This is a genomic window from Paenibacillus sp. FSL K6-1217, from assembly GCF_045040735.1.
Classification (GTDB): Bacteria; Bacillota; Bacilli; order Paenibacillales; family Paenibacillaceae; genus Paenibacillus_AQ.
The window spans coordinates 103,188-128,169 of record NZ_CP150271.1; the positions used below are offsets into that span (position 1 = coordinate 103,188).

Here is a 24,982-nt window from a genome sequence, read left to right on the forward strand (position 1 = left end):
ACGTTTTTCCAATTGTTTACGGCAGGCACCCGTCTCCTTCACAGGAAAAGGGTTCGGAGGTAAAATGAGCAGGCCAGATCTTTGCTGGGGGGCCGCTCCCGATGCCGGGTTCCTGTTCCAGGATGGCCGCTCCCGATGCCCGGTTCCCTGCCCCCGCATCCGGCCCCGCACTCGCATCCCTTACCCGCCCAAATACTTCGCCCCCCGCCGTTAACTGCCCGGGAGACTTGTCCAGATCGGTTCGGCGTATTGGTTCTGCAGATTCATGCTGCAATCCTTGCCGGTATCGTAGGAGCGGTTGCCCAGCACCTGTGCGAACTGCTCCAGCTTGCGCCTTGCCGCAGCGGGGTCTGTGCTGTCCAGCCAATCGGCAAGCGCTCCGATAACAGTCCGTCCTTCCGTAAGGGCCGTTTCCCACAGCTCCCACACCGATTCTGTGCGAACCTCGGAATAGAGTGCGGGATGCCGCCATTCGGAGTGCCGCTCATTCAGATAATCCAACTGCTCCTCGCGGGCGTTCAGATTGCGGGAGAACAGCCGGCGCGTCCGCCCCCAGGTGATGGCCTTCTTCCAGCCCTTCGGGTCATAGAGGCACCGCTGGGCCAGCACCATATCGCGGTAAGAGGTCTGCCAGATCTCCTCGGGCAGCCGGGCCATCGCTTCCGGGTAATGCTTGAGAGCCGTAGTGTGCAGGATGCGGTGAACCGGACCGGGCAGGCGCGAGCCGGCGTCAATCAGGGACCAGGCCGGGTTCTTCCACGTGTTGAACTTCCGCAGCCGGCTCATAAACAAGGTGTCCAGGTCAATCTCAAACCGCTGATGAGCATGGTACTTATAACCTGCCTTCCAGTTAATATAGGGATGGAGGTTACGGTCCAGCAGATGATGGGTGAGGAAACCGAGGAAGTAGAGCTGCGCCTGAGCGGCTTCGGTTCCTTCAAGCGTCCGGGCAGCTTCCCAGAAATCAACAAGTACAGGCCCGCAGCTTCGCGTATGCATCTGGTCTCCGAGATGCAACGCCCCGGCATCCTTGCTCCAAGGGAGAAAGCTGTGATACAGCAGGAAATCCGGACCCTGACAGCCAAGATTATATAGACGCTGCTGCTGTTCCAGCAGATGGAGACACGGGAAACGGCTGCTGAATTCTCCGGCCAGCTGCTGACCAAATTCAATATGCATCCAGATATTGGGCATGATTGATCCTCCTACTAGTATGATGGACACCGTGCAGTGATGATCTGAATTCATTGTAATCCCTGAAGGTTACAACAACATAAGAAATATGTGTGAAATTTGTAATATGCAACTGGAAAAAGGAGGGCCATACCTATGAAGTCCCGTTCCTCTGAACGTGTTAAAATGCCTCCGGGATTCTGGACAGCCATAAGCCGCCTGGGGATTGCTGCCCGCGACGTAGCCCGTCAGGCACAGCTGCCTGCATCAATAACAACAGAAACCTCGGTTACCACTGCCCAATATTTCGCAATCTGGCAGGCCTATTCCGAGCTCGCCGGGGACCTTGCGTCAGGCATCACCAGGCTGGCAACCGCCTTTGATGCCGCACAGTATCCTCCCGCCGTATTAGCGACTTATCACGCCCGGGACTACCGCGATGCCTTGCACCGCATGGTCAGGTACAAACAGATGTGTCCGCCTGAAAGCCTGCGTATGGCTGAAGAGAACGGGCAGTGCACCATTGAACTGGAATGGAGGGATACAGGACAAGCGGGTCCGCCGGTGCTGGCGGGGATCACGCTGGCTTTTCTCTTGGAGCTTGGAAGAAAGGGGACAGGGCAGCCCTTGAAGGCCCAGACCGCCGAATTTGTCCATTCCATGGGCGATGAACAAGTGCTGGAGGCTTATTTGGGCTGTGCGATTCAAACCGGCGGGAAGTATAACCGGTTGACACTGCTGCAAAGCGATCTGGATCTTCCCTTTGTCTCTTATAACGAAGAACTGCTGGAGATCCTTGCTCCTGCACTGGACCGCTCACTTGATGAACAGCTTGGCAGCTTCTCTGTATCCGGGAGAGTCAAACTGATCATTGCACACGGTCTCGCGGGTGGATGCCCCGATCTTCAGACGGTTGCAAAGGAGCTTGCTATGAGCGAGCGGACCTTGCAGCGCCGGCTGACTGGCGAGAATTCGACCTTCAAGCAGCTTCTGGCTGAGGTCAGACAGGAGCAGGCACGGGAGTACTTGGCAGATCCTTCGCTTGACCTTAAAGAAGTGGCGTTTCTGATCGGCTATGAGGATCAGAACTCTTTCTTCCGTGCCTTCCGTCATTGGGAAGGGGATACACCCTCACAGTGGCGCGCGGAACACCTGAAGATCTAAGCATCTGAATGGCGCATGTGCTGGACGGTATCTTTTGGCGCGTCCGGCAAGAAGCTTGGCGCAAGAGGCTAGTTACTGAACGATCCCAACGAGATAATATAATCACTATCCGCAACACAAGAAGGTATGAATAAGGAGAAGTGCATGATGGAGATGGGACTACACAACACAACAGCATTAGTTACAGGATCAACGAAAGGGATAGGAAAAGCCATCGCCATAGAGCTTGCCAAGGAAGGCGTCAACGTACTGGTCAATGGACGGAGCAGGGAAGAGGCGGATCAGACTGTCAGTGAATTGAAGCTGAATTATCCGGCCACCAACCCTCAGAATGCCGCAGCCGATATTGCCGATCCTGAACAGAGACAAGCCTTATTCGCACAATTCCCCAGTGTGGATATTCTGGTCAACAGTATGGGCATTTATGAACTCATGCAATATGAGGAGGTGGACGATGACATCTGGGAGAAGTATTTCCGGACGAATGTGCTTGCTGCAAACGGATTAACGAAATTATATATACCTGGAATGCTCGACAAGAATTATGGCCGCGTGATCTTCATTGCCAGCGAAGAGGCTGTTATGCCCTCAGGACAAATGCCCCAATATGCGATGACCAAATCCATGCTGCTGTCCTTGTCCAAAAGTATCTCTAAACGGACCGCAGGAACAGAAGTTACTGTGAATACCATCATGCCCGGACCTACACTCTCTGAGAAGGTATATCACATCATTGAAGGGATGTATCCGGACGATAATTTAACTTTTGCAGAAAAAGAACAGAAATTCATGGCGGCAAATCTGCCGCAATCCGAATTACAGCGTTTCATCAAGCCGGTGGAAATCGGCAGGCTGGCTGCCTTTATATGCAGTCCTTATGCGGCGGCCTTTAAGGGTTCTCCCATCCGCATGGATGGAGGGATGGTGCCGACTATATATTGAGCGGGGTGTACATGCTCAAGCCAAAACAGCGGCATTCCAGGGACGGTTAAGCCCCGGGATGCCGCTGTTTTGCTGTCTCAAGGCCGGATTCAGCCGAGTTTGATCATGTCACGGAATACCCCGGGAAAAGAATCAGGGATCGCTATCGCCCCTATGGTCTTCTCATAGAAGGGCAGTGCGTCCTCGACCCAGCCGATGACGGCGTAGCCATAACCGCGCTGGTGCATCGCGGACAGGCATTCGAGCAGCAGGGCCTTCCCGATGCCCAGCCCCCGGTAATCCTTCAGCACCCCGGTCGGACCGAAGAAGTTCTTCACTACGACATCATGGCAGGCGAAGCCGATTACCTCGCCTTGCTTCACAGCAATATAGCAGTGGACGGGCAGATGGGCGAAAGCTACCTCGCATTCATTCCGCCAGCTATCCGTGAAATGGCGGCCGACAAAATCCACAATGGCCTGCTTATCTCCGGTCATCGCCCGTTTGATGGCAATGCCTTGTCCCCGCAGACGCTCCAGCAGCGCCCCGTTGTCCGGCAGGTCATACAGCTTCACAAGCATATCAGGCATCAGCTATCCCCCGCTTTCTGTTCTAGGATCTCAAGATCGGTAATCATCGCATGCAGATCTGCTTCGAATAGTTCCGGCCGGTAGAACCGGGAGCGGATGAACAGCTCCGCCATCTGCGGCACAAGCAGCCCGGCAAGCACGCTCTGCATTCTTAGCTTGGCCCGCCGGAGATCGCTGTAGCCGCTCCGGTATTTGTCCCGGAGGAAGGTCATCACTTCCTCGCTGCCCGGCGACATCGCCCCCCGGAAGAGGAAGGTATGCAGCGGAGAGCGGCGCTGAGCCGGAAGCTCATACTGGATCATGGCGTCGATCAGCTCGGCGGTCAAGCGGTTCTTCTTCACCTCCGGCAGGAGCTGCGGGAGCAGGGCATAATAGTCGGTTACCGCATAATCCGCCCACTCCTCTCCGCTCAGCCGGGCTGTGGACAGGCCATGGAACTGGTGCAGGAAGCGTGTCAGGAAGGTCCCGGACTCCGCTCCGGCATTCCAGCTCAGCTCAGCAGCGTAGAAAGCCGGATAACGCGAGGTCTCGAACAATCCGTAAGGGCTCCCTAGCGAGAACGGACATCCCCAGTTCGTATGAATAATGCCCTCCAGCTGCTCGGAACGGGCGAGCTCAATCCAGTCCAGCACATTCTTGACCCGGTTATGGATGACCGGATAATTCTGGTCGCCGTTATCATCCCAGCAGCGGACAGAGGAAGCTCCAAGGGTCTGGATGCCCGCATCCCGCAGCTTGTGAAGGATATGACGGGCATCAGCCTTCATCCGGTGCCCGCCATATATCCAGACGACCACGATCACACGCTTGTCAAGCACCGCAATCTCCTCTGCCGTAGCATGCATGATCATATCATGCCAGATCATCGGCTGCTTGCCAAGGCTGACCGTCTTCTCCGCCAGCTGATTGACGAAGCGGATGAACGAAGCCTCGGGGGTAAGCCCGGCCCGCCTGCAGTCTTCACAGGTGCCGAGGGTCCAGACCTCATCGCAGCCCAGGTGAAGATAGCTGCTGTGCGGATGAAGGGCAGCCACCTCTTCCAGAATGCCGGCCATCATCTCGAAGGAGCCTGCGCGGTGCGGGCACAGCTCCGAGACCGTCTCCGGGACCTCCCGCAGACCGATATAAGCGGGATGCTTCAGAATATATTCCAGATGCCCGAAGGACTGCTGCTTCGGAATCACGGTGACGAAGTGGTCATGTGCGACCTGGAGCAGGCGCCGGTGTTCTTCCTCTGTGAAGGCAAGCTCAGGATGGCGCAAGAAGCCCAGCTTACGGAAGGGCAGTTTGTCTTCATATTCAATGACCAGCGTATTGATCTTATAATCGGCCAGCTCTGCGATATACTCCAGGATATGCTCATAGGTCGGATAGACCGTGCGCAGATCGAGATAATCGCTGCGCAGCTTCAGCTCCGCCCAGTCGGCAATCGTCACCGCTGGCACGGTACCGCCGCCGCTCTCCAGCAGTTGTTCCAGCGTCTTCAGCCCGTAGAACAAACCCGAAGCGCTGAGCGCATACAGCTCAATCCGGTCCGTGTCTGTAATCAGCACGTAGCTGTCATACTTGCCCTCGACCCGCCGGGCCAGCAGCGGGTTGAGCGGCGTCCCCTCCGAGACCAGGGCGAATACACCGCTGCCGCCCTGAGCAGCATGCGCTGTTACCCCGGCGAATATCCGTTCAGCCGCCACCACTAGCCGGACATCCTCCCCGGGGCTCCATAACTGCACCGCCCAGCCGCGAATTCCCCTGACGGGCTCCGCACTGCGGCGCTGCACCACCTGAGGGGATGGAATCAGCTGAAGGTTCATAGCCAGCGTACCCGGCCCTTGAAGCGCTCAATGAAGCGGTTATTCCACTCGTCCCCGCCCGGGGCGTTGCCGCTGCGCCAGACCGGCACCTCGATCCCTTTGGCCCCGAGGCAGGCGGCGGTGGTCATCATCAGGGAATTGAGCAGAAAAGCATTAGCGAAGGTTGAGGTCGAACCCATCTTCGGTTCAATACCGTCAATATGCAGCGCAGCATCTCCGGGCTTCACCTTGCTGTCCAGGACATAGTCACAGAGGGCATACAGATTCTGTCCCGAAGGGTGGCGGGCAATATGATTCGTGGGTGTAGCGTCAGCATGGCCGACCGAAGTAACGGCAATTGTTGTGACTCCCCGGCGCCGTGCTTCCAGAGCGGCATCGACACAGGCCGTGTTAATCCCGTAAGCATTGGCGATGATCAGAATATCGCCTTGTCCCAGCCGGTTGTCTTCAATGACCAGGGTTCCGTAGCCGGGGGTACGTTCAACCGCCATGGAGCGCAGCGCACCATTCGAGATCATCGTGCCTTCATCTAATATGGCGCTGATATGCATCAGACCGCCGGCACGGAAGAAGACCTCGGTGGCATTCATGTTGGAGTGTCCCCCCGGCCCGTAGAGGTAGACCAGCCTGTCCTGTGCAATATGCCCTGCAAGCAGCTCCGCCACCTCCAGCAGCTTCTCCTGCGGCTCACTCCGTATCTCGTTCAGCAGCTCGACAATAGTATCCATATAAGCGGACATAATATCTGACTTCAGGTTCATGTGGAATTCCTCCTAAAAGTTTGGTAAGCATAAGCCCATGTGTGCCTGCCTAGAAGATAACAAAGCAGACTAACCGGGTAAATCAACTATTTTGCGCAATTCGGCACCGTTTTTGACTGATTTGGCCGGCAGGGTGTCATAGAGCAGCATCAGATATAATTCTGTGAATAGAATCAGATCCCGGAGGTTCCGTAAAACGAAACTGCATCGGCTGGTCGAGTTTGCTTCTAACGGACCTGAGAGACCCTATTCCCTGGAAAACGCCACTTTTTGCGGTTTAACGGACTGAGCAGCCCTTATCATCTCTCTATAAGATGTTTAAAGTAGAAATTCCAAGAATAAGGTCCATGGGGTCCGTTCCTTTGCCCAAGTGGAGACTTTCACCCGGAATAAGCGCGCCTCAGTCCGTTATGCCGGGCCAAACGCTCTAATGGACAACTCCCGTCTACGGCAGGTAAAAATTTTTCCGAACGGGTCAGGATCGTGGCTTATGCGCCGTTCTTTGCTTTTCTATAATGAGAGATAAGATCACGCAAGAGGGGGGACAGAGCCTTTGAAGACGTCAGTTACCTTACCGCAGTCCCATGAGCAACCAACCGCCGGCAGCAGAAAAAGAAAACGGATAGAAGCGGGGATGGGCTACTTTTTCACCGGTCCCATGCTGCTGGGGGTGCTGGTATTCACGCTGATTCCGATGATATTCTCCTTCATGCTCAGCTTCACCAAATGGTCGTTTGTCACCGGCTTTGACAAGATCCGCTGGAGCGGCCTGGACAACTTCCGCCAGCTGTTCCAGGATGAGGTGTTCCTGAAGTCACTGGGCAATAATTTCATTATGCTGCTGGCTGTACCTATCGGGATGGCGATCGCGCTAATCCTGGGGGTGATGATCACGAATCATGTCTACGCACCGGGTATCTTCAAGGTCATCTACTTCATGCCCCAGATCTCCAGTGTCGTGGCAGTGGCGGTAGTGTGGCAGGTACTCTTCCATCCTTCGTATGGTCCGGTCAACGGTTTCCTGTCGGCGCTCGGGGTGGACAATCCGCCCAAATGGCTGGCCGATCCGACGTATGCGCTTCCATCGGTCATGCTGCTGATGATCTGGATTGACCTCGGGGTGTCGCTGATTATCTACATTGCGGGGATCAAGAATATTCCTGCCGACCTGTATGAAGCGGCGACGATAGACGGCGCCTCGAAGCTGGCCCAATTCCGCTCGATTACCTTTCCGCTGCTGACGCCGACGACTTTTTTCCTGCTGGTGACCGGCATTATCGGCAATTTCAAATCCTTCGCTCTGGTCAAGGTGCTGACGGACGGCGGACCGGCTAACTCCACCTCTGTCGTAGTGTACGACATGTACCAGACTGCATTTGTCGATCTTCAGACCGGTTATGCTTCATCCATGGTCATGATTCTGTTCGTCATCGTGCTGGCCATTACCGGCTTGCAATGGCTGGGACAGCGGTATTGGGTCAATTACTAGATAAGGGGGCACACACCTGTGAGATTGGGCAATCTTACCTTAGGAAAAGCAATCATCACCCTGATCATGGCGCTGCTGGGCATCGTATTTCTGCTCCCTTTTATATGGATGCTGTCCGCTTCGCTCAAGCCTGAGGCCGATGTATTCAAGTATCCGATTGAATGGATTCCGCAGACCTGGAGGGCGGCCTTCAACTATCATTCCGTCTGGTTCGGCAAAGCCAACTTCACCCTGTATTACTGGAACTCGATTAAAGTCACTGCGCTCACGACACTGCTCTCCGTAGCGGTATCGAGCATGGCGGCTTACGGCTTCACCAAAATCCGCTTCCCCGGCAGAAATGCACTGTTCGTAGTGGTGCTGGCGACTTATATGATTCCTGCGGAAGCCACACTGGTGCCGCTGTTCATTATCTTCCGCTCCACCGGCTTGTACGATACGCATCTGGGCCTCATCCTGCTGGGCGGATTCAGCGTGCTGGGCACCTTTTTGCTCCGCCAGTTCTTCGCCTCACTCTCGAATGAGTACATCGAATCGGCGCAGATCGACGGTGCGGGGCATATCCGTATCTTCCTCTCGATTCTGTTTCCGCTGGTCCGGCCCGCGATTGCCACTTATGCTATTCTACGGTTCATCTGGACCTGGAATGACTTTCAGACGCCGCTGGTCTTCCTGAACAGCAAGACGCTCTACACGCTGCAACTGGGCATGAACGCCTTCGCTGACCGTAACGGGGCCTTCTATTCACTGATTATGGCGGCCTCTGTCTCGGCGATTGTGCCGCTGCTGATTGTGTTCATCCTTGGGCAGAAGCAGGTTATCGAAGGCATTTCCTTGGGGGGGGTGAAGGGGTGAGGGCCGGCAAGTTCCCGGAAGCTGCATAACCGGAAGGCAGGCGGGCGGATAGGACGGTCAGGGAGTGCATGGAACTGTAGATCACATTAGAAGGGGTGTTAGTAATGAAAAAGAATGTGTTCACTCTGGTATGGATCATCGTGCTTCTGGTAGCCCTGGCGGGCTGCGGCAATTCAAACAACACCAATGGCGCAGCTCCCACTGCTGGCAGCACGGCTGCGCCGGAGGCGGGGGAGAGTGCCGCGCCTTCCGCCGAACCGGTAACGATCAAGGTCGCGAACTGGTCCCCTGCGGCGGATATGGAGCCGATTCTGCAAGCGTACGAGGATTCCCATCCAGGAATTACGCTGGAATACGTGGAGCTGGCTGACAACGGTGATTCGGTGGCCGGGATGAAGAAGCTGGATCTGCTCGTCGCATCCGGCGAGAACCTGGATGTGGTATTCATGCCGGGAGCCACCGACTACTCCCAGCGTGCCGGACTGGGCCTGCTGGCTCCGCTGAATGACCTGATCAGCAAGGAAGGCATCACGCTGACTGATGAGTATACCGTTGATCCGTCCGTTGACGGCAAGGTGTACGCGCTTCCGGATACGCTGGAGAATTATTTCGTCCTGCTGAACAAGGACAAGCTGGATGCGGCGGGGTTGGCCGTTCCTACCGAATGGAGCTGGGACGACTACCTCGACTACGCAGCCAAGCTGACCAGCGGTACCGGCCCGTCCAAGACGTTCGGCACGTATTTCCATACCTGGGCCATGTACTGGGAGCTGGGGATTATTAATCAGGAGAAGGACAATAATCTGGTCAACAATGGGGTCGTGAATATCGACAGTGCAGGTATCCGCAAGTCTCTGGAGCTGCGCAGCAAGGCAGAGGAAGCGGGAGTAGCGGTGCCGTATGCCGATACCATCTCCCAGAAGCTTGCTTACCGCTCGGAATTCTTCACCGGACATGCCGCGATGATCGTAACGGGCAACTGGATGATCGGCGAAGCAGGCGGGTCGGAAGAATTCCCGGCGACCTTCACCACCGCGTTCGCTCCGATGCCTTCGAACAGTGCCGGGCAACCTGCGGGAGTCAGCATCGCCAACGGAAACTATGTAGGCATTCTGGAGAAGTCGGGACATCAGCAGGAAGCCTATGATTTCATCCGCTGGTACTCTACGGAGGGCGAGCAGATGCAGAATGTATATTCCGCCTGGAAGAAGCAGGATGTGGACAAGTTCATTGAAGGTGTCAAGACCAAGGCGCTGAGCCCGGACAAAATTGACGAAACGTCGCTGGCCTATGTGATCAAGAATGCGAAGCCTGCTCCCTTAAGCGTTCCGCCAACCTATCAGGGTGAGCTGGAGACGGCCTTCACCAAGGAAACCGAGCTGTTCATTCTGAAGCAGCAGGATCTGGAGACTACGGTCAAGAAGGCGCAGGCTGAGCTGCAGAAGATTGTAGACGCCAATAAGTAAAAATTGGAAGCGGAAAATAGCTCTTATTTTGCCGGAAACCTCCCGGAAAATAAGCTGCTGGAGGCGGAAAGCTGATATGATGGAAGCAGAAAACGATAGTCTGATTGTGAAGGAGGATTGCCATTGCTGCCAAGAGGATGGAGACTCGGTTTTCGCAATAAGCTGCTCGTCGCTTCTCTGCTCTGTCTGCTGCTTCCCGCCTCTATTACTCTGTATATTTCCAATTCCTACACGGAGCATATCCTCCGCTCCCAGGTGATTCAGAATGAACACCGTTCGCTGGAGCAGGAGAGCCTGTACATCTCGAACCTCTTCAGCAATATGGTGCTTGTGGCGAATTATATCCAGTTCGATCCCGGCATCACTCTCATTCTCAAAGAAAACTGGCAGCGCAGCAAGCTGCACCAGCCCGATACAGCCAGGCATATCCTGGACTTCAAAGAGGTGACCGACAAGCTGGCCAGCGTGACCTCCATGATGGAAAAAACCTTCGTTACCGTGCTCACCTCGGACGGGCAATACTATTCCAATTATTCCTATGCCAAGCTGGATGTCGGCGCTCTTCTTCAGCAGCCCTGGATGGATGCCGCCCGCCGTCAGCCTGCCTTCGAGCTGTACTGGGCAGGCGTGATTGATAATTATATTCCGACCGCAGCGGCGGGCAGCCCGCAGGTGCTTACGATTGCCCGCAATCTTAAGCTGTCCTCCAGTTCGACCTATGCTACGGTGATAATCAGTATCTCCGAGAGTAGGATCAGCCAGATCTTGAGTGATGCCGGAAAAGGACAGCAGACCCTGCTGATTGCGCCGGACGGAACGGTGATTGCCGCCCGGGACAAGTCCCTGCTGGGCCGGCCGTTCGCGCTTATGGATGCCGTAAAGCCTGCCGCCGATTCCAGCTTCATCGATTACCGGGGGGAGCAGTATCTGCTTAGCAGCCTGGAGATTCCTTACGGGAATTACCGGATTGTCAGCCTGTCGCCTTACCGTGAGGCGGTCAGCCGGATTAGCGCGACCCACCGCTGGAGCACGGCGGTGCAGGTGGTATCGGGCGCTTTTTTCCTGCTGATTCTCGTGCTGCTGGTCAGGCAGTTCACGAAGCCGGTCATCCGGCTTGATCAGGTGGCGGCGCGGGTGGACCGGGGGGAGCTGGGTCTCCGTTCCGGGGTTCGCGGCTATGATGAGATTGGACGGCTGGGTAAATCCTTCGACCATATGCTGGACCGGGTGGAGCGGATGGTGGTTCAGATCAAGGAGGAGCAGGCGGAGAAGCGCAAAGCGGAGCTGGCGATGCTGCAATCGCAGATTAATCCCCACTTCCTGTTCAACATCCTGAACTCGATCCGCCTGCGCATCATGATGCGGGGAGATGAGGAGAATGCGGAGCTGCTCTTCTCGCTGTCCCGGCTGCTCCGCATGACCATTCAACAGCGCGATGAATACACCACACTGCATGATGAGCTGCATATTGTCAGGAGCTATGTGGAACTGCTGAATTTCCGCCAGTCCGAGGAGGTTGCGCTGGATACCGAATGTACCTCCGAGAGCCTCAGCGTCCGCATCCCGCGCTTCCTGCTGCAGCCGGTCATTGAGAACGCTTATATTCACGGGCTGCGTCAGGCGGGAGGGCGTATTGTGATCCGGACCCGGACACAGGATCACCGGCTGTTCATCGAGATTGAAGACAACGGGCAGGGAATGGATGAGGCTACCCTGAACCGTCTGCGCGCCGGGTTAAGCTCCAAGCTGCCGGGTAAGGAGGAGATGCCGCCCGGCAGGCTGGCCCATATCGGAATGTCCAATGTCTATGAACGTCTGTATCTGACTTACGGTTCAGCCTTCCAGATTACGATGGACAGCAGGCCCGGAGAAGGGACAACCTTCCGGTTCGTGCTGCCGGGGCAGATTCCGGATCAAGCTTAAGGAAAGGGAGCGTGGAGCAATGTATAGCGTAATGCTGGTGGATGATGATCAGCCGGTACTGGACTTTCTCTCGGCAATGATTCCCTGGGCCGAGCTGGGCTTCACGCTGCATTCGGCCTGCAAGAACGGTCTAATCGCCCTGGAGAAGGCCGGGGTGCAGATGCCGGATATTGTGATTACGGACATTGGTATGCCGTATATGGATGGTCTGGAGCTGATCCGCGAGCTGAAGCTGCGGAGCGGGGAGGTGCGCGTGGTGGTACTGTCCTGCATGGATGACTTCACCTACGCGCAGCAGGCGGTCAAGCTGATGGTGAGCGACTATATCCTGAAGGAGACGATGAACAGAGAGCTGATCACGAACCTGCTCCGTGAATTAGGCGTAGAGCTGCGCCGCAGGGATGAAGAGAAGGCCCAGACGCTGAAGTGGAAAAGTATGGCCGAGCATCAGAAGGTGCTGCTGAAGCAAAGTGTGCTGCGGCGCATCGCTGCCCGTGAGCTGCCGGACAGCGAATGGCAGAGTGACGCTGCCGAGCTGGGCCTGGAGCCTGAACTCACGGCCCATGTTGCAGTGCTCTGCCGGATCAGCGGCGAGTCTCCGGGGGAGGAGCTTGCGCGGATGGCCCTGGTGGCATCAGCTGTCGAGTCTGTATCCCAGGATCATAATGCTGTGATATGCCTGCCCTACAGCGGCAGCGATTGTGTGCTGGTGTTCACCGGCGGCCACGGGAACGGTGCGGAGGCCGGGCACATCGCCGTGCTCGGCAGGCTGCGCTCAGCGGTTCAAGCCGTGCCGGAGGTGCAGGCTTCCTTTCAGTATCTGTGTATCCCGGCGGGCAGCGGGCATTTCCGCGAGGGGATCGTGGAGCTGCTGGCCCATGGCCGGGAATATGCCTTCTACCTGGGGCCGGGCGAGCTGACCGGGCTGAAGGAAATTCCGCCGTTCACGGAGGAGGACCTGTTCACCCGTTACGCCGAAGCGGCACACGAGATCCGTGAAGCCTTCCTGGAGGAATCAGCGGACAGGCTTGCCGAACTGCTGACCAAATGGATGGGCCACATCCGTCTGAAGCGTTATGCCCCGCGCCAGGTGAAGGAATGGATGCTCAAGCTGCTCTATGACAACCAGATGCGGCTGATGGCCCGCCAGCAGTTCCAGTCCACCTTTTCGCTGGAGCTGCTGCATGATACCCTGGCGGGCATGGAACATATCGGTACGCTGGAGAGGTGGTCCCTGGAATTCTTCTACGAGCGGCTTCCTTCGGTCCGCGAGATGTACCAGGAGACCCGCCGGGATGAGATCAAGAAGGTGAAGCAGTATGTGGACCGCCATCTGAACCGGAAGATCACGCTGGAGGAGGTGGCGGAATACACGCATTTGAATTCCAGCTATTTCAGCCGGCTGTTCAAGAAGGAGACCGGCATGAGCTTCATCCACTATGTCACCCATACCAAAATGGAGCAGGCCAAGGAATGGCTGGACCAGTCTCCGCGAAGTGTGGAGCAGGTTGCCGAGCAGCTTGGATATGAGAATAAAAGCTATTTCACAAAGCTGTTCAAGCTGCACACAGGCACTACGCCCGGAGAGTTCCGGGGGGAGGACGGCAACCGGTCCGCACAGACACCAGGCACAAGGAGGCACTACCCATGCTAAACATCACACCGATTCATACGGAACTGTCAGGCGCCATGCTTGTCCGTGTATACAAGAACCGCTCACAGCTCGGTGCCGCTGCCGGGCGTGAGGCGGCGGCAGCCATCCGGGCGCTGCTGGCCTCCAAGGCACAGGTGCGGATCGTCTTCGCCGCCGCCCCCTCGCAGAATGAATTCCTTGCCGAGCTTGCCGCTGCGCCGGATCTGGATTGGAGCCGGATTACCGCGTTCCATATGGATGAATATATCGGCCTGGCGGCAGGCTCGCCGCAGAGCTTCGGCCGCTTCCTCCGGGAGGCGCTGTTCGACAAGGTCCGGCCGGGAACGGTTCATTATCTGAATCCTGGCGCTGGTAGCGAAGCGGAATGCCGGCGTTACGGGCGGCTGCTGGCCGAAGCGCCGATAGATATCGTCTGCCTCGGCATCGGGGAGAACGGCCACTTGGCGTTCAACGATCCGCCTGTGGCCGATTTCAATGATCCGCTCCCTGTGAAGGTGGTGGTCCTGGATGAAGTCTGCCGGAACCAGCAGGTGAATGACGGGTGTTTTGCCAGTCTGGCGGAAGTGCCGCAGCAGGCCTTGACGTTGACGATTCCGGTCCTCCTGTCCGCGCAGTGGCTGTTCTGCATGGTGCCGGGCGCCTCCAAGCGCGCTGCGGTGACCCGCACGCTGCATGAAACCATCTCAACGGCATGTCCGTCCACCATCCTGCGGGAGCATGGGGATTGCCGGATGTTTGTGGACACCGACTCCTTCGGGGCGGTCTTCTCATGAACATTGACGCGCTGCAATACCGGACGGGCGAACCGGTCCGGGTTACGCTGCAGGAGGGCGTGATTGCTGCAATCGAACCGCTGGAGAAGCGGCTGACGCTGGAGGAACGGGCGGAGCTGCCGCTGGTGGCTCCGGGGCTTGTCGATCTGCAGATCAACGGCTATGGCGGACATGATTTCAATCATCCGGCGCTGACGGCGGAGGATGTCAAGAAGGCGGTCCGCGCGGTATGGCGGGAGGGCGTGACCGCCTGTTACCCTACGGTGATTACCGGTGCGCCGTATACCATTCTCGGAGCGATGCGGGCGATTGCCCGGGCCTGCGAAGAGGACGCAGCCAGCGCGGCGACGATCAAGGGCATCCATCTGGAAGGCCCGTTCCTCTCGCCGGAGGACGGGCCGCGCGGGGCGCATGCGCTGGAGCATATCCGTCCGCCGGATACGTCCCTGCTCGATCAGTGGCAGGCGGCGGCGGGCGGACGCATTTCTATTGTTACGCTGTCCCCCGAGTGGGAGGGGAGCGCGGAATTCATCCGCCACTGCGTACGGCAGGGGATCACGGTCTCCATCGGGCATACGTCAGCGGATGCCGCGCAGATTGCCGGTGCGGTGGCCGCCGGAGCGCGGCTGTCCACGCATCTGGGCAATGGCGCGCATGCCGTGCTGCCGCGCCATCCGAACTATCTGTGGACCCAGCTCGCCGAAGAGGCGCTGTGGTGCACCTTGATCGCCGACGGCTTCCACCTCCCGGATGAGGTGCTGAAGGTGGCGATGAAGGTCAAGGGCCAGCACGCGCTGCTGGTCAGCGATGCCGTTGCCCTCGCCGGGCTGGCGCCCGGCAGCTACGACACGCCGGTCGGCGGCCGTGTCGTGCTGACCCCGGCGGGCCGGCTGCATCTCGCCGGCGAGCCCGGGCTGCTGGCGGGTTCGGCGCAGATGCTGCTGCGCCACATCGCGCGCCTCAGCGCCGCGGGCCTGGCCGCGCTGCCGGACGCCTGGGACATGGCGTCCGTGCACCCGGCAGGCTTCATGGCCCTGCCTGCGGCGGCGGGCCTGGCGGCCGGAGCGCCGGCGGATCTGGCGCTGATCCGCCGCACCGGGCCGGGCGGCGGCGGGCTGGAGCTGGCGGCGCTGTGCCAGGGCGGCGGCTGGGTGTACCGCCGGGACTGAGCAGAGCGGCGGCTGAATGAGGACAGGCCCCCGGTTGCGGGGGCCTGTTATGATATGTAAGTGAATCGCTCAAAGTGAGCGATTACAGAGGGCGGGAGCGGCATGGGCTGGGCGAGGGTATGGTTAGGGCATGGGTATGGGTATGAGTATGAGTAGGAGTAGGAGTAGGAGTAGGAGTAGGAGTAGGAGTAGGAGTAGGAGTATGGCTGTTGCGCCAGCGTCTGCACCACGCCAGTAACATTAATAGTAAATGTATTCGGTTTTCAACATACATTAGCCCCGTTCGCCTACGTGCAGCGTAATGTATACGGTTTTCCACATACATTTGTCCCGATTACCTACGTACAGCGTAATGTATACGGTTTTCCGCATACATTAGCCCCGTTCGCCTTCGCGCGGCGTAATGTATTCGGTTTTCAACATACATACGCCCCGTTCGCCTACGTACAACGTAATGTATTCGGTTTTCCACATACATTTGCACTAGCATCTGCGCGATGTCCGCACTAACGTCAACGTCTGCTCCAGCACCTGGACCACAAGCTGCATCAGCATCAACATATATGTAATGAAATAGCCTCACCGTCAACCTCAGCCCCTGCCGCAGGGAACAGTTGGATTTCGGGCACTTGTTCAGGGGCGGAAGGGGGCACAGCGAGTCGTAGTTGGAAAAAAGGCACTTAATATGCTGGCATCAGAGCCATAGAGGGAGTTCGCACGAAAATAAATGTCATAAATCCAATTAATTTCCGCAAACACTCCAAAGGACCTAGAATAAGACACGTTTTTCCAACTAGTATGCATTATGTAATCTCCGTCATGTAATCTCTATCATGCAGAGCAAATCCCAGTTACTTTCAATGCACCCATCACACATCCCCACACTTACCATTTGCGCAAATCATTCAGGAGCTATATGCACCCCAGTCAGGACAATTTGTCCGAAATCAACCTCGCCACCAGAACTAATAATCCACCAGAACTACACTCCAACAGAACTAATAATCCAGCAGACGCCCGCCGTCATGCCATTGGCCGTACATTTTGTTCAGCCTGGTGTTCTCGATGAATTTGTCCAATCTGCGTTCGAACAGCTCGGGCTGATGCTTATAGCTCTGAATGTTGTCGATCCGCACCCGCTGATACAGCGCCGGGAAGGCCAGGAAATGGCGATACACCTGCTCGTCCGCCTTCAATCTCTGCTCAATCACGGGATCAATTCGAAAAGCTCCGCTGTCCATATCCGGCAGGCATCGCCGTCCCTCGTCACGCATCAGGCCCAGCTTCTCCAGCCTCCGTACGCGCTCCTTATTCAGCTCGGTCCATGAACTCCGCTTGCTGCGTGGAGACAGCCGTTGCATCAGCTTGCCCTCAGCATTCACCTTCTTCACCCCGTCAATCCACCCGAAGCACAGCGCTTCTTCCACGGCGTCCAGATACAGGATCGTTCCCGGGAGCGGCTTCAGACTGACTTCTACCCAGCAAGAACCCTCTGTGGTGCTGTTCGCCAGCAGCCAATCTCTTAATTCTTCCCTTGTAATAGCTGCAAGCTTGTTTTCTATACTCATAGTCCATGTTCAGTCCCTTCTGGCATATGCCCTCTGCTCCCTCGCTGATACAAATACTGCACTTTATACAACTTCTCCCTCATTAAATTAATCCTAATCTGAAAATATTGCATAAAAGGCAGCATTTCCTCTTCTCTAAGGGGCTGGGCGGCGATATTCCTGCAATTTGTGCAACAATATTTAAGATTACCGCTTTATCGGTGAACCAATGTTGCAATTTGTACAACAACTAGGCCTGCCGCTGCGGTCACACCAGTCGATGCTGTCATACCTTGTCTCTCTGACACCCACCCACTCACTCACCAATCGTCCCGTACAAATAAGCCGTGTTCCTATCCAATAGTCCTATTATTTCCTTAAATTCTGCACATTTGTTAACATTTTCGCAACAGAATCTTTACGCTGCGCATACACAACTTAGGAGGACAATTAATATCCGGCTTTTACAATGGGGTTATTAGCATAATATACCTATTGCACAATCAGGCTGGATATGAAGGGATGATACTTTTGAAGGGGAATCCGCTGCACTTTTCGATGAAATGGAAGCTGATCTTAAGTTTCTCGGCAATTACACTTGTTTTTCTGGGCGTGGCTGTATACCAGGGACATAAAATCAAGCAGGTCGAGCTGTCCATGGAACGGCAGAAGAGCGAAATGGAGAATAGAATTACCGTCTCAACCATCACCCAGCAGCTGCAGGAGCTGAACCGTGCGGAGACTACCTTGGCGGAATCCAGTGACCTGGAGCAGGCAGAACCCTTGCAGGAAAAGCAGCAGCAGCTGTCTGCCGAGCTGGCCAAGGTGAATTTTGAGCAGGGTACGCCTGCTGCTGCAAGCTTTAAGCTGCTGTCGGCCCGGGCTGCAGAATACGGCGCTCTAACGAAGGAGCTGGTAACGACGATGTCGGACGAGACCCTTGACCCGCTGAGTGTGCTGGAGACCATCGATGGTATACATACGAAGGCGCTTGCGCTGAATCAGGACTTGCTGAAGACCAACGGGGAGCTGTACACCGCCGCTGCCGCCAATGCCGATCAGGCCCAGGGTGTCTCCTTCGCCCTGCTGAATGATACGGTATCCATTGTGACATACGCTGCGATTGCAGTGTCCCTGTTCATGCTGGTGCTGGCCTGGCTGCTGATCCGCTCATTCCTGTCACCGGTGCGCCAGTTGCAGGCAGCGCTCAGACAGCTTGCGGATGGCGATCTGCGGCAGCAGATCAACTCCCCGTACAATGATGAACTGGGACAACTGAGCCATCATTTTGATCATATGGTCGGCAGGGTACAGGGGATGCTGCGCCAGACCTTGTCTGCAGCGGGCTCACTGGCCGAGTATGCAGATTCTTTTGAGCAGTCTTCGGCGGTCACAGCGCAGACGAACCGGAATATTGTCAGAACCATACAGGAGATTTCGCTTGGAGCAGACCAGCAGGCCACTCAGTCGGAGCAGAGCTCGCAGCTCCTGGAGGAGCTGGCCTCCGGGGTCCAGGAGATTGCCGATTATACCGATGTGATGCTGACTACAAGCGAAGCCGCTGACCGGAACAGGCAGCTGGGCTCGGATACCGTCACGGCGCTGCACCGTAGCTCCCGGCATTCCCGGGAATCCATTAGCAGGGTGTACGGGGCGCTGGAGAAGCTGGTGAACCAGACTAAGGATATCTCACGCATAACCAATTCGATTACGGAAATCTCGAAGCAGACGAATATTCTCTCGCTGAACGCCGCTATTGAGGCTGCCAGGGCCGGAGCGGCGGGCAAAGGCTTCGCTGTAATAGCCGATGAGGTGAGACAGTTGTCCATTCAGACGAATGACTCCTCTGTGCATATCAGCAGGATTATTCAGGAGCTTGAGGCCGGTATGGCTGATTTCGAAGGACATATGCTGGAGACCAGGAACAGCCTGGAGCAGCAGGACCATCAGGTGGAGCAGACGCTGGCTTCCTTCACCGCTATCGACGAATCCATTACAGGCATCAGCACACAGATCGGGCAAATTCACCACAAGATGGAGCAGACCCGTGCCCTCAATTCGCGGCTGGCCGAATCTGTACATTCTGTTGCGGCTGTAGCCGAGCAGACGGCGGCCGGAGTCCAGGAGGTCAATGCCTCCAGCACCCAGCAGGATCAGGCCATCGGTGACATCGCCCGGCAGGCCGGGGAGATTAATGAAATCTCGCAGCGGCTGTTCCGGGAGATCAATGTGTTCAAAATACCGCAAGCGGAGACGGAAGGGGGAATTCAGGCCGAGCGCCAGCGGGAGATGTATACGGGGCCCACGCAACAGACGGGAAGTAGGACAGAAGCCGGAAAGTACCGGCCGCTGCCCGTGGAGGTGCCGGTGCAGGTTGAACCTGCATCCGGCTTGAGTACACTTGTGAACGAACCGCAGACAGAAATCTCCGAAGAACTGGAGGAAGAGCTACTGGTCCTGGCGAAGTGAACGGGTCAGCAACGTGACCAGCTCCGGGAACCACTCTGATAAGGATAGGAAGCTGAAGCCCGCGCTGCGGGCTTTTTCCGTATCCATGAACCAGGATTCCGGTATCCCAAAGGGGGATTGATCCTCTTCCGCCGCTTCACTCTGGACGATAGCCGTCCTTCCGGTGATCTGCTCTATGATGGAGATGACGCTGCCAATGGTTAGGGTTCCGTCCGAGCAGGCATTCACCGGCCCCGTGACGGCAGAGCCTTCCCGGCCCAGCCAATGCAGGAAATCAGCCGCTTCGTCCGAACGGATGAACGAGATCTCCGCCTGCGGATTGGGGATGCCGACCGGCTGTCCCGCCAGAACATGCTCAATATGAAAATGCAGCCGGCGCGTATAATCATCCGTGCCCTGCACAATCGGAAAGCGCACCGCTGCCACCGGAAAATCCGCTGTCTGGAGCAGGACGGCTTCGGCTTGTCTTTTGCCTTCCTGGTAACTGACATCCGCCTTCCCGCCGGGCTTCAGCGGATAGTGCAGCGGGTCGAAATCGGCTTCGGCCAGCGCCTCCGGCTGCGGATCATACACCGATAAGCTGGAAGTCAGGATATACCGCTTCGCCCGTCCCGCCCAGATCCGCACAGCTGCCGCAGCCTCATCCGGTGAGAAGCAAATGTTATCGTAGACGATGTCCCACACGGTATCCCCTACAGCCCGCTCAAGCGCCGCTTCATCCGTCCGGTCCACGGCCAGCCGGGTGACACGTTCCCCGAAATCATCACTGGTCATCCCCCGGGTCAGAATAGTGACCTCGCTGTCCTGGTCCTGGAGCAGCAGCTCCACCAGCCTTTTGCCGAAAAATCTCGTCCCTCCAAGCACAAGCACCTTCTTCACAGGATTACCCCTCCTAAGTTATTGTCTGAGTCCTCGTTCCATTCATACGCATTAAGCAGTCATCCGAAGCTCGCCATATGCAGGCGCTCCATGGGTGTAGGCGTATCTCGCGTTGTCTGTATACACGGAATACTCGGACTGAACCGTAAAGGTGCTCACAGCCGCGGTTACCTCCCCGGCGTTCTCCTGGCGGAGCAGCTCCAGCAGCACCGGAATCTGTCCGCGCTCGTAGGCCTCGGCCAGCGCCCGCAGATAAGCCCGGTAATCGGCATCCTGTGCAAGGGCGGGGCCATCATGCCGGGTCAGCTCTTCCCTGACCTTGGCCAAAGCCTGGCGGGCGCGGTGCAGCGCTGCTTTGACCGCTCCTTCTGTGGTGTCCAGGAATCCGGCGGACTCGGCGGCTGAATATCCCAGCACATCACGGAGTACCCAGGCGGTCCGCTGCGGCGGAGAGAGATGGGCCAGCAGGGCCTGGAAGGTCAGCTCCAGCCCGGTAAGATCCTCTTGAGCTGCCGCAGCAGCAGGGTCTGATGATGCTACGGCCCGTTCCAAGGCGCGTATGAGTGACCCCTGGCGGCGTGAAGCATCGATCCAGGTATTCTTGGCAATCCGCAGCAGCAGGGCTTCGGGATTGGGACTGAGGGTGAATTTGCGGTAGCCCAGCGCTTTGGCCCAGGTCTCCTGCGCCAGATCGTCAGCCTCGAAGCGGGAACGGGTGAGCGACAGACAGTAGCGCTGCAGCGCGCCTCCCAGCTCCTGCAGATGTCTTGAATCCATATCTATCGTATCCGGCATCCGGTGATGCTCAAGAATCGTCATTGTGGCCCTCTCCTTCGCGTAAGTGTGTTGCTTCTATTATATAAACGAACGGCGCTCTGTAAAAGATACGCGGTCCCGTTATTGCAACAGATGTTCCTCTGCCCGTATCTTTGAGCGGCCCCGGACCGTTTACAGGGTATCAACACCAACACAAGAAACAGATCAGAGGAGGCACAGTAAAATGAGTGTAATTCCATACGTGATAGAACAGACATCCAGAGGCGAGCGTTCTTACGATATCTATTCCCGGCTGCTGAAGGACCGGATAGTATTCGTCGGGGCGGCGATCGATGACGGGCTGGCCAACAGCATTATTGCCCAGCTCCTGTTCCTGGCGGCGGATGAGCCGGAGAAGGATATTCAGATGTTCATTAACAGCCCGGGAGGCTCGACTACCGCAGGCTTCGGGATTTATGATACGATGCAGGTAATCAAACCGCAGGTGAATACGATTTGTACCGGTTTTGCGGCTTCCTTCGCTTCTCTGCTGCTGCTGGCCGGAGCCACCGGCAAAAGATTCGCCCTGCCGAACAGCGAGATTATGATCCATCAGCCGCATGGCGGCGCTCAGGGCCAGGCCAGCGATATCGCCATCAGCGCAAGACGTATTCTCCAGATCCGCGAGAAGATCGTTCAGATTACAGCAGAGCGGACCGGACAGCCGGCGGAGAAGGTGGAGAAGGATATGGACCGGGATTACTTCATGTCGGCCGGAGAAGCGCTGGAATACGGGATTATCGACAAAATCATCACCAATCTGTAAGTGAAGGAGCGGGTAGGCATGTTATCAGTACTGAAGGGACAGGAAGTCACGATTCATTTTCTGGATGGCAGCAGTGTCAAAGGAGGCGTACTGGAGGAGCTGGATGATAAGTTCGTGAAATACAGTACGGAATATCAGACCCTCTATATTCCGATCACCTCGATCCGCGCTGTGGATGTGCAGACCAAGGAACGGGAACGTCCGCGCGTCGGCTTCGGGCAATAGAGTCTGCAGCTTCTTGTGATACGTGATGAAGTCAGCCCCCGGTTCTCCATTATTATGGAGAGCCGGGGGCTGTTCATGCTGAATCAGAGGCAGCCGGAGAGGACAAGCGCCGCAGGGTTGCTGTTCTCTGGGGTTCGCGCTGCGGTATGGCGCGTGAGGGAGAACGCCGCAGCGGGTTGCTGAACCCGGCGGTTCATGCCGCAGTCCGGCGCGTGCCGGCAGACTGTTTATTCTTTGGCGGTTACAGCGTTCATAGGGCCGCTACGGTGCGAGGGCAATAGGAGTGCGGGAATCAGGGCGGTTACGGCAAAGCCGATCGCCCACCAGAAGGCCGTGTCGTAAGCCCCCGCAACTGCCCGGAGATCCAGGGCGGAATGCCCTGACATCTGATGTGCAATGACCGTTGCCAGAATCGCTGCCCCGAAGGCGCCGCCGATGGTCTGGAAGATTTTCATGGAGATGCTGGCATGGGGGATCTGGTCTTTGCGCAGCCCGATATAGGCGGTTACCATTACAGGAATCAGCAGTCCGTTCAGGGCAGCTCCCCGCACAACCAGCGCTGCTGCAAGCAGGATCAGATTGGTATCCGTACCTGCGAAGGCGAAGGGCAGTGTCGCAGCAATCGTGACGAGCAGGCTCAGAAGGACTATGATCCGCGAGCCGATGCGGTCGGACAGACTGCCGATCCAGCTGCGGGTAAGCAGCATTCCAAGCCCTTGGGGAATCATCATCAGCCCGGTATACATAACACTTTCACCGCGTACCTGCTGATAGTATAATGGCAGGAGAAGCAGGGCTCCGTTCATGACCATGCCTGCGAGGAAGACCGTGACGTTCGATGCGGAGAAGATGCGCGATTGGAACAGGCGCAGATCGAGCAGCGGTTCTATACGCGTCCGCAGCGCGTAGATGATGAATGCCGCCGTGAGCGCAACGCCGATGGCCAGCGGTACCCATACCCGGCTGCTGTTCAGACCGCCGTAGGCGCTGATCTGGGCAATGCCGTAGATAAGGGCAGCGAATGCCGGGGACAGCAGCAGCAGACCGGTGAGGTCAAGTGACTGCTTGCGTGTGGAAGGCTCATCCGCCGGTATCCCCCGCCAGGCCAGCAATCCGGCAATAAGCGTAATTGGAATATTGACGTAGAAAATAAACCGCCATCCAAAGCTGCCGAGAATAACTCCGCCCAGCACCGGACCCAGAATCGGACCCAGCAGGGTAGGGATGCTGATGATGGAGATCATGCGTCCGATGTTGCGGCCGCCGGTATTCTGGACGAGTACCGTCTGCATCGTCGGAATTAATATTCCCGCACCCACACCCTGCAGGAGGCGGAAGCCGATCAGGCTGCCGGGGTTCCAGGCCAGGGAGCAGAGGAGCGAACCGGCGAGAAATACGGCGAGTGAGAACAGGTATACTTTTTTGCCGCCAAAACGGTTGACTGCCCAGCCGGACACAGGAATGGCCATCCCCATGGTCAGTACATAGCCCGTAATCACCCATTGGATCACAGATACCGGGCTTTTCAGGTCAGAGGTGAGTGTCCGGACAGCAACATTAATCATCGTGGAGTCAAATAACGGCGCGAGCGCACCGAATACCAGGATGAGGGCAACCTTGAGGATTGCCGGATCAATTTTCTCCTTCCGGGCTCGCTTGGGCTTAGCTGTAAGGTCAGACATATAAATTGCTCCTCTCCACATAATAAGGTACGGTACGTACCGTACCTTATTAAATTAAGATAAAGTAAACGCAGCCAGAATGCAACAAGAGATTTCGCTGCCGTTTTTTTGCCATAGTAAATGTATCCGGAAATATCCCGAAAGTAGGAATCGAAATGGACGAAATGAAGCATGACAATCAGCCCGCTGGCGGACGCCGCCGGGGAGAGGTGTTGGAACAGGCCATTCTGCTGGCTGCCTGGGAAGAGCTGGGTGAAGCCGGGTATGCCCGCCTGACCATGGAGGGAATCGCGATCCGCGCCAAAACCAATAAAACCGCAATCTACCGCCGTTGGCCGAATAAAGCGCAGATTGTGATAGCTGCAATTAAGCAGCATATGCCTAAACCCGAGGTGACGATCCCGGACTCAGGCGATCTGCGTACAGATCTGCTGCAGTTCTTTCAGGGGGTCTTTAAGCCTTTTCAGAGCATCGGTGCGGAAACCATTCACGGGCTGATGGTGGAGCATCTCGGCAATGATCTCATTGCGAAGCTGCCGCAGCTCATGCATCCTGAGGCCGGCAGCAAGCTGCATCCGGTGATGAAGACGATTCTGGAGAATGCGGAGAGACGGGGAGAAGTGAGTCTTGACAAAATTGCTGACCGGGTGATTTCACTTCCTGCGGATCTGCTGCGCTACGAGCTGCTTACTACCCATGAACCGATCTCCGAGGAGACGATCACCGGGATTATTGATGATATTTTTCTGCCGCTGGTGCTTGTCTGACCCGGTATGAATTGGGATAAAAGGCAGAGGGCAGAAAAGGTACTGTATCCTTTTTATTTAAAAGGACAGTACCTTTTCTGTT

22 protein-coding genes are annotated in these 24,982 nt (G+C 56.6%); 14 read left to right on the top strand and 8 right to left on the bottom strand.

The annotated features are described in order from the left end of the window. Window positions 1–210: 210 nt before the first annotated feature. Entirely contained in the window at window positions 211–1,194 is a 984-nt protein-coding gene (locus MHH28_RS00480; protein WP_405110298.1) for a zinc dependent phospholipase C family protein, read from the bottom strand. 135 nt (window positions 1,195–1,329) lie between these two features. On the opposite strand from MHH28_RS00480, the gene MHH28_RS00485 reads away from it, so the two are divergent. Beyond that, complete coding sequence (locus MHH28_RS00485; RefSeq protein WP_405110301.1) at window positions 1,330–2,337, top strand: helix-turn-helix domain-containing protein; 1,008 nt, start codon at window positions 1,330–1,332, stop codon at window positions 2,335–2,337. Window positions 2,338–2,484: 147 nt separating this feature from the next. Next, on the top strand, window positions 2,485–3,279 hold the full coding sequence (locus tag MHH28_RS00490) for an SDR family NAD(P)-dependent oxidoreductase (protein WP_405116760.1): 795 nt from the start codon (window positions 2,485–2,487) through the stop codon (window positions 3,277–3,279). A gap of 89 nt (window positions 3,280–3,368) precedes the next feature. On the opposite strand, the gene MHH28_RS00495 is transcribed toward MHH28_RS00490, so the two are convergent. From MHH28_RS00495 to MHH28_RS00505, 3 genes are read right to left on the bottom strand one after another with little or no spacing between them, the layout of a single operon-like run. Continuing rightward, window positions 3,369–3,848 carry a GNAT family N-acetyltransferase gene (locus tag MHH28_RS00495; RefSeq protein ID WP_405110304.1) on the bottom strand — a complete coding sequence of 160 codons (480 nt, stop codon included), beginning with the start codon at window positions 3,846–3,848 and terminating at the stop codon, window positions 3,369–3,371. Further along, complete coding sequence (locus tag MHH28_RS00500; protein WP_405110307.1) at window positions 3,848–5,659, bottom strand: family 20 glycosylhydrolase; 1,812 nt, start codon at window positions 5,657–5,659, stop codon at window positions 3,848–3,850. The genes MHH28_RS00495 and MHH28_RS00500 overlap by 1 nt, the downstream gene beginning before the upstream one ends. After that, window positions 5,656–6,420 (bottom strand): sugar isomerase domain-containing protein, encoded by a 765-nt coding sequence (locus tag MHH28_RS00505; RefSeq protein ID WP_405110310.1) that lies wholly within the window; start codon window positions 6,418–6,420, stop codon window positions 5,656–5,658. Before MHH28_RS00505 ends, MHH28_RS00500 begins: the two co-directional genes overlap by 4 nt. 634 nt (window positions 6,421–7,054) lie before the next feature. Here MHH28_RS00505 and MHH28_RS00510 point away from each other — a divergent pair. The 7 genes from MHH28_RS00510 (at window position 7,055) to MHH28_RS00540 (ending at window position 15,749) form a co-directional block, all read left to right on the top strand. Further along, window positions 7,055–7,909: a carbohydrate ABC transporter permease gene (locus MHH28_RS00510; protein WP_405116763.1), complete on the top strand. Its 855-nt coding sequence runs from the start codon at window positions 7,055–7,057 to the stop codon at window positions 7,907–7,909. Window positions 7,910–7,975: 66 nt separating this feature from the next. Beyond that, window positions 7,976–8,764 carry a carbohydrate ABC transporter permease gene (locus MHH28_RS00515; protein ID WP_405116766.1) on the top strand — a complete coding sequence of 263 codons (789 nt, stop codon included), beginning with the start codon at window positions 7,976–7,978 and terminating at the stop codon, window positions 8,762–8,764. A 104-nt stretch (window positions 8,765–8,868) separates the two neighbouring features. Then, entirely contained in the window at window positions 8,869–10,230 is a 1,362-nt protein-coding gene (locus MHH28_RS00520; RefSeq protein ID WP_405110313.1) for an ABC transporter substrate-binding protein, read from the top strand. A 123-nt stretch (window positions 10,231–10,353) separates the two neighbouring features. Further along, the gene (locus MHH28_RS00525; RefSeq protein WP_405110316.1) at window positions 10,354–12,153 is read left to right on the top strand and encodes a histidine kinase; all 1,800 of its coding nucleotides are present in this window, start codon (window positions 10,354–10,356) and stop codon (window positions 12,151–12,153) included. A 19-nt stretch (window positions 12,154–12,172) separates the two neighbouring features. After that, on the top strand, window positions 12,173–13,807 hold the full coding sequence (locus tag MHH28_RS00530; RefSeq protein ID WP_405110319.1) for a helix-turn-helix domain-containing protein: 1,635 nt from the start codon (window positions 12,173–12,175) through the stop codon (window positions 13,805–13,807). Continuing rightward, complete coding sequence (locus tag MHH28_RS00535; RefSeq protein WP_405110322.1) at window positions 13,801–14,580, top strand: glucosamine-6-phosphate deaminase; 780 nt, start codon at window positions 13,801–13,803, stop codon at window positions 14,578–14,580. The genes MHH28_RS00530 and MHH28_RS00535 overlap by 7 nt, the downstream gene beginning before the upstream one ends. Beyond that, complete coding sequence (locus MHH28_RS00540; RefSeq protein ID WP_405110325.1) at window positions 14,577–15,749, top strand: N-acetylglucosamine-6-phosphate deacetylase; 1,173 nt, start codon at window positions 14,577–14,579, stop codon at window positions 15,747–15,749. The genes MHH28_RS00535 and MHH28_RS00540 overlap by 4 nt, the downstream gene beginning before the upstream one ends. 998 nt (window positions 15,750–16,747) lie before the next feature. Here MHH28_RS00540 and MHH28_RS00545 read toward each other — a convergent pair. After that, a complete protein-coding gene (locus MHH28_RS00545) occupies window positions 16,748–17,317 on the bottom strand; it encodes a YdeI family protein (RefSeq protein WP_405110328.1) in 570 nt (189 codons plus the stop codon). Window positions 17,318–17,854: 537 nt separating this feature from the next. On the opposite strand from MHH28_RS00545, the gene MHH28_RS00550 reads away from it, so the two are divergent. Further along, entirely contained in the window at window positions 17,855–19,765 is a 1,911-nt protein-coding gene (locus MHH28_RS00550; RefSeq protein ID WP_405110331.1) for a methyl-accepting chemotaxis protein, read from the top strand. Here MHH28_RS00550 and MHH28_RS00555 read toward each other — a convergent pair. Continuing rightward, window positions 19,745–20,644, bottom strand: coding sequence for an NAD-dependent epimerase/dehydratase family protein (locus tag MHH28_RS00555; protein ID WP_405110334.1), 900 nt, complete (start codon window positions 20,642–20,644; stop codon window positions 19,745–19,747). The genes MHH28_RS00550 and MHH28_RS00555 overlap by 21 nt on opposite strands. 51 nt (window positions 20,645–20,695) lie before the next feature. Further along, window positions 20,696–21,463: an RNA polymerase sigma factor gene (locus tag MHH28_RS00560; protein WP_405110337.1), complete on the bottom strand. Its 768-nt coding sequence runs from the start codon at window positions 21,461–21,463 to the stop codon at window positions 20,696–20,698. A 22-nt stretch (window positions 21,464–21,485) separates the two neighbouring features. On the opposite strand from MHH28_RS00560, the gene MHH28_RS00565 reads away from it, so the two are divergent. Genes MHH28_RS00565 through MHH28_RS00575 form a run of 3 tightly spaced genes read left to right on the top strand, consistent with a single transcriptional unit; the run spans window position 21,486 to window position 22,634 of the window. Beyond that, window positions 21,486–22,226, top strand: coding sequence for an ATP-dependent Clp protease proteolytic subunit (locus tag MHH28_RS00565; RefSeq protein ID WP_405110339.1), 741 nt, complete (start codon window positions 21,486–21,488; stop codon window positions 22,224–22,226). An 18-nt stretch (window positions 22,227–22,244) separates the two neighbouring features. Further along, complete coding sequence (locus MHH28_RS00570) at window positions 22,245–22,451, top strand: hypothetical protein (RefSeq protein ID WP_405110342.1); 207 nt, start codon at window positions 22,245–22,247, stop codon at window positions 22,449–22,451. A 15-nt stretch (window positions 22,452–22,466) separates the two neighbouring features. Continuing rightward, window positions 22,467–22,634 (top strand): hypothetical protein, encoded by a 168-nt coding sequence (locus MHH28_RS00575; RefSeq protein WP_405110345.1) that lies wholly within the window; start codon window positions 22,467–22,469, stop codon window positions 22,632–22,634. Window positions 22,635–22,678: 44 nt separating this feature from the next. On the opposite strand, the gene MHH28_RS00580 is transcribed toward MHH28_RS00575, so the two are convergent. Further along, on the bottom strand, window positions 22,679–24,133 hold the full coding sequence (locus MHH28_RS00580) for an MDR family MFS transporter (RefSeq protein ID WP_405110348.1): 1,455 nt from the start codon (window positions 24,131–24,133) through the stop codon (window positions 22,679–22,681). 164 nt (window positions 24,134–24,297) lie between these two features. On the opposite strand from MHH28_RS00580, the gene MHH28_RS00585 reads away from it, so the two are divergent. After that, window positions 24,298–24,900: a TetR/AcrR family transcriptional regulator gene (locus MHH28_RS00585; RefSeq protein WP_405110351.1), complete on the top strand. Its 603-nt coding sequence runs from the start codon at window positions 24,298–24,300 to the stop codon at window positions 24,898–24,900. The last annotated feature ends 82 nt before the right edge of the window (window positions 24,901–24,982 follow it).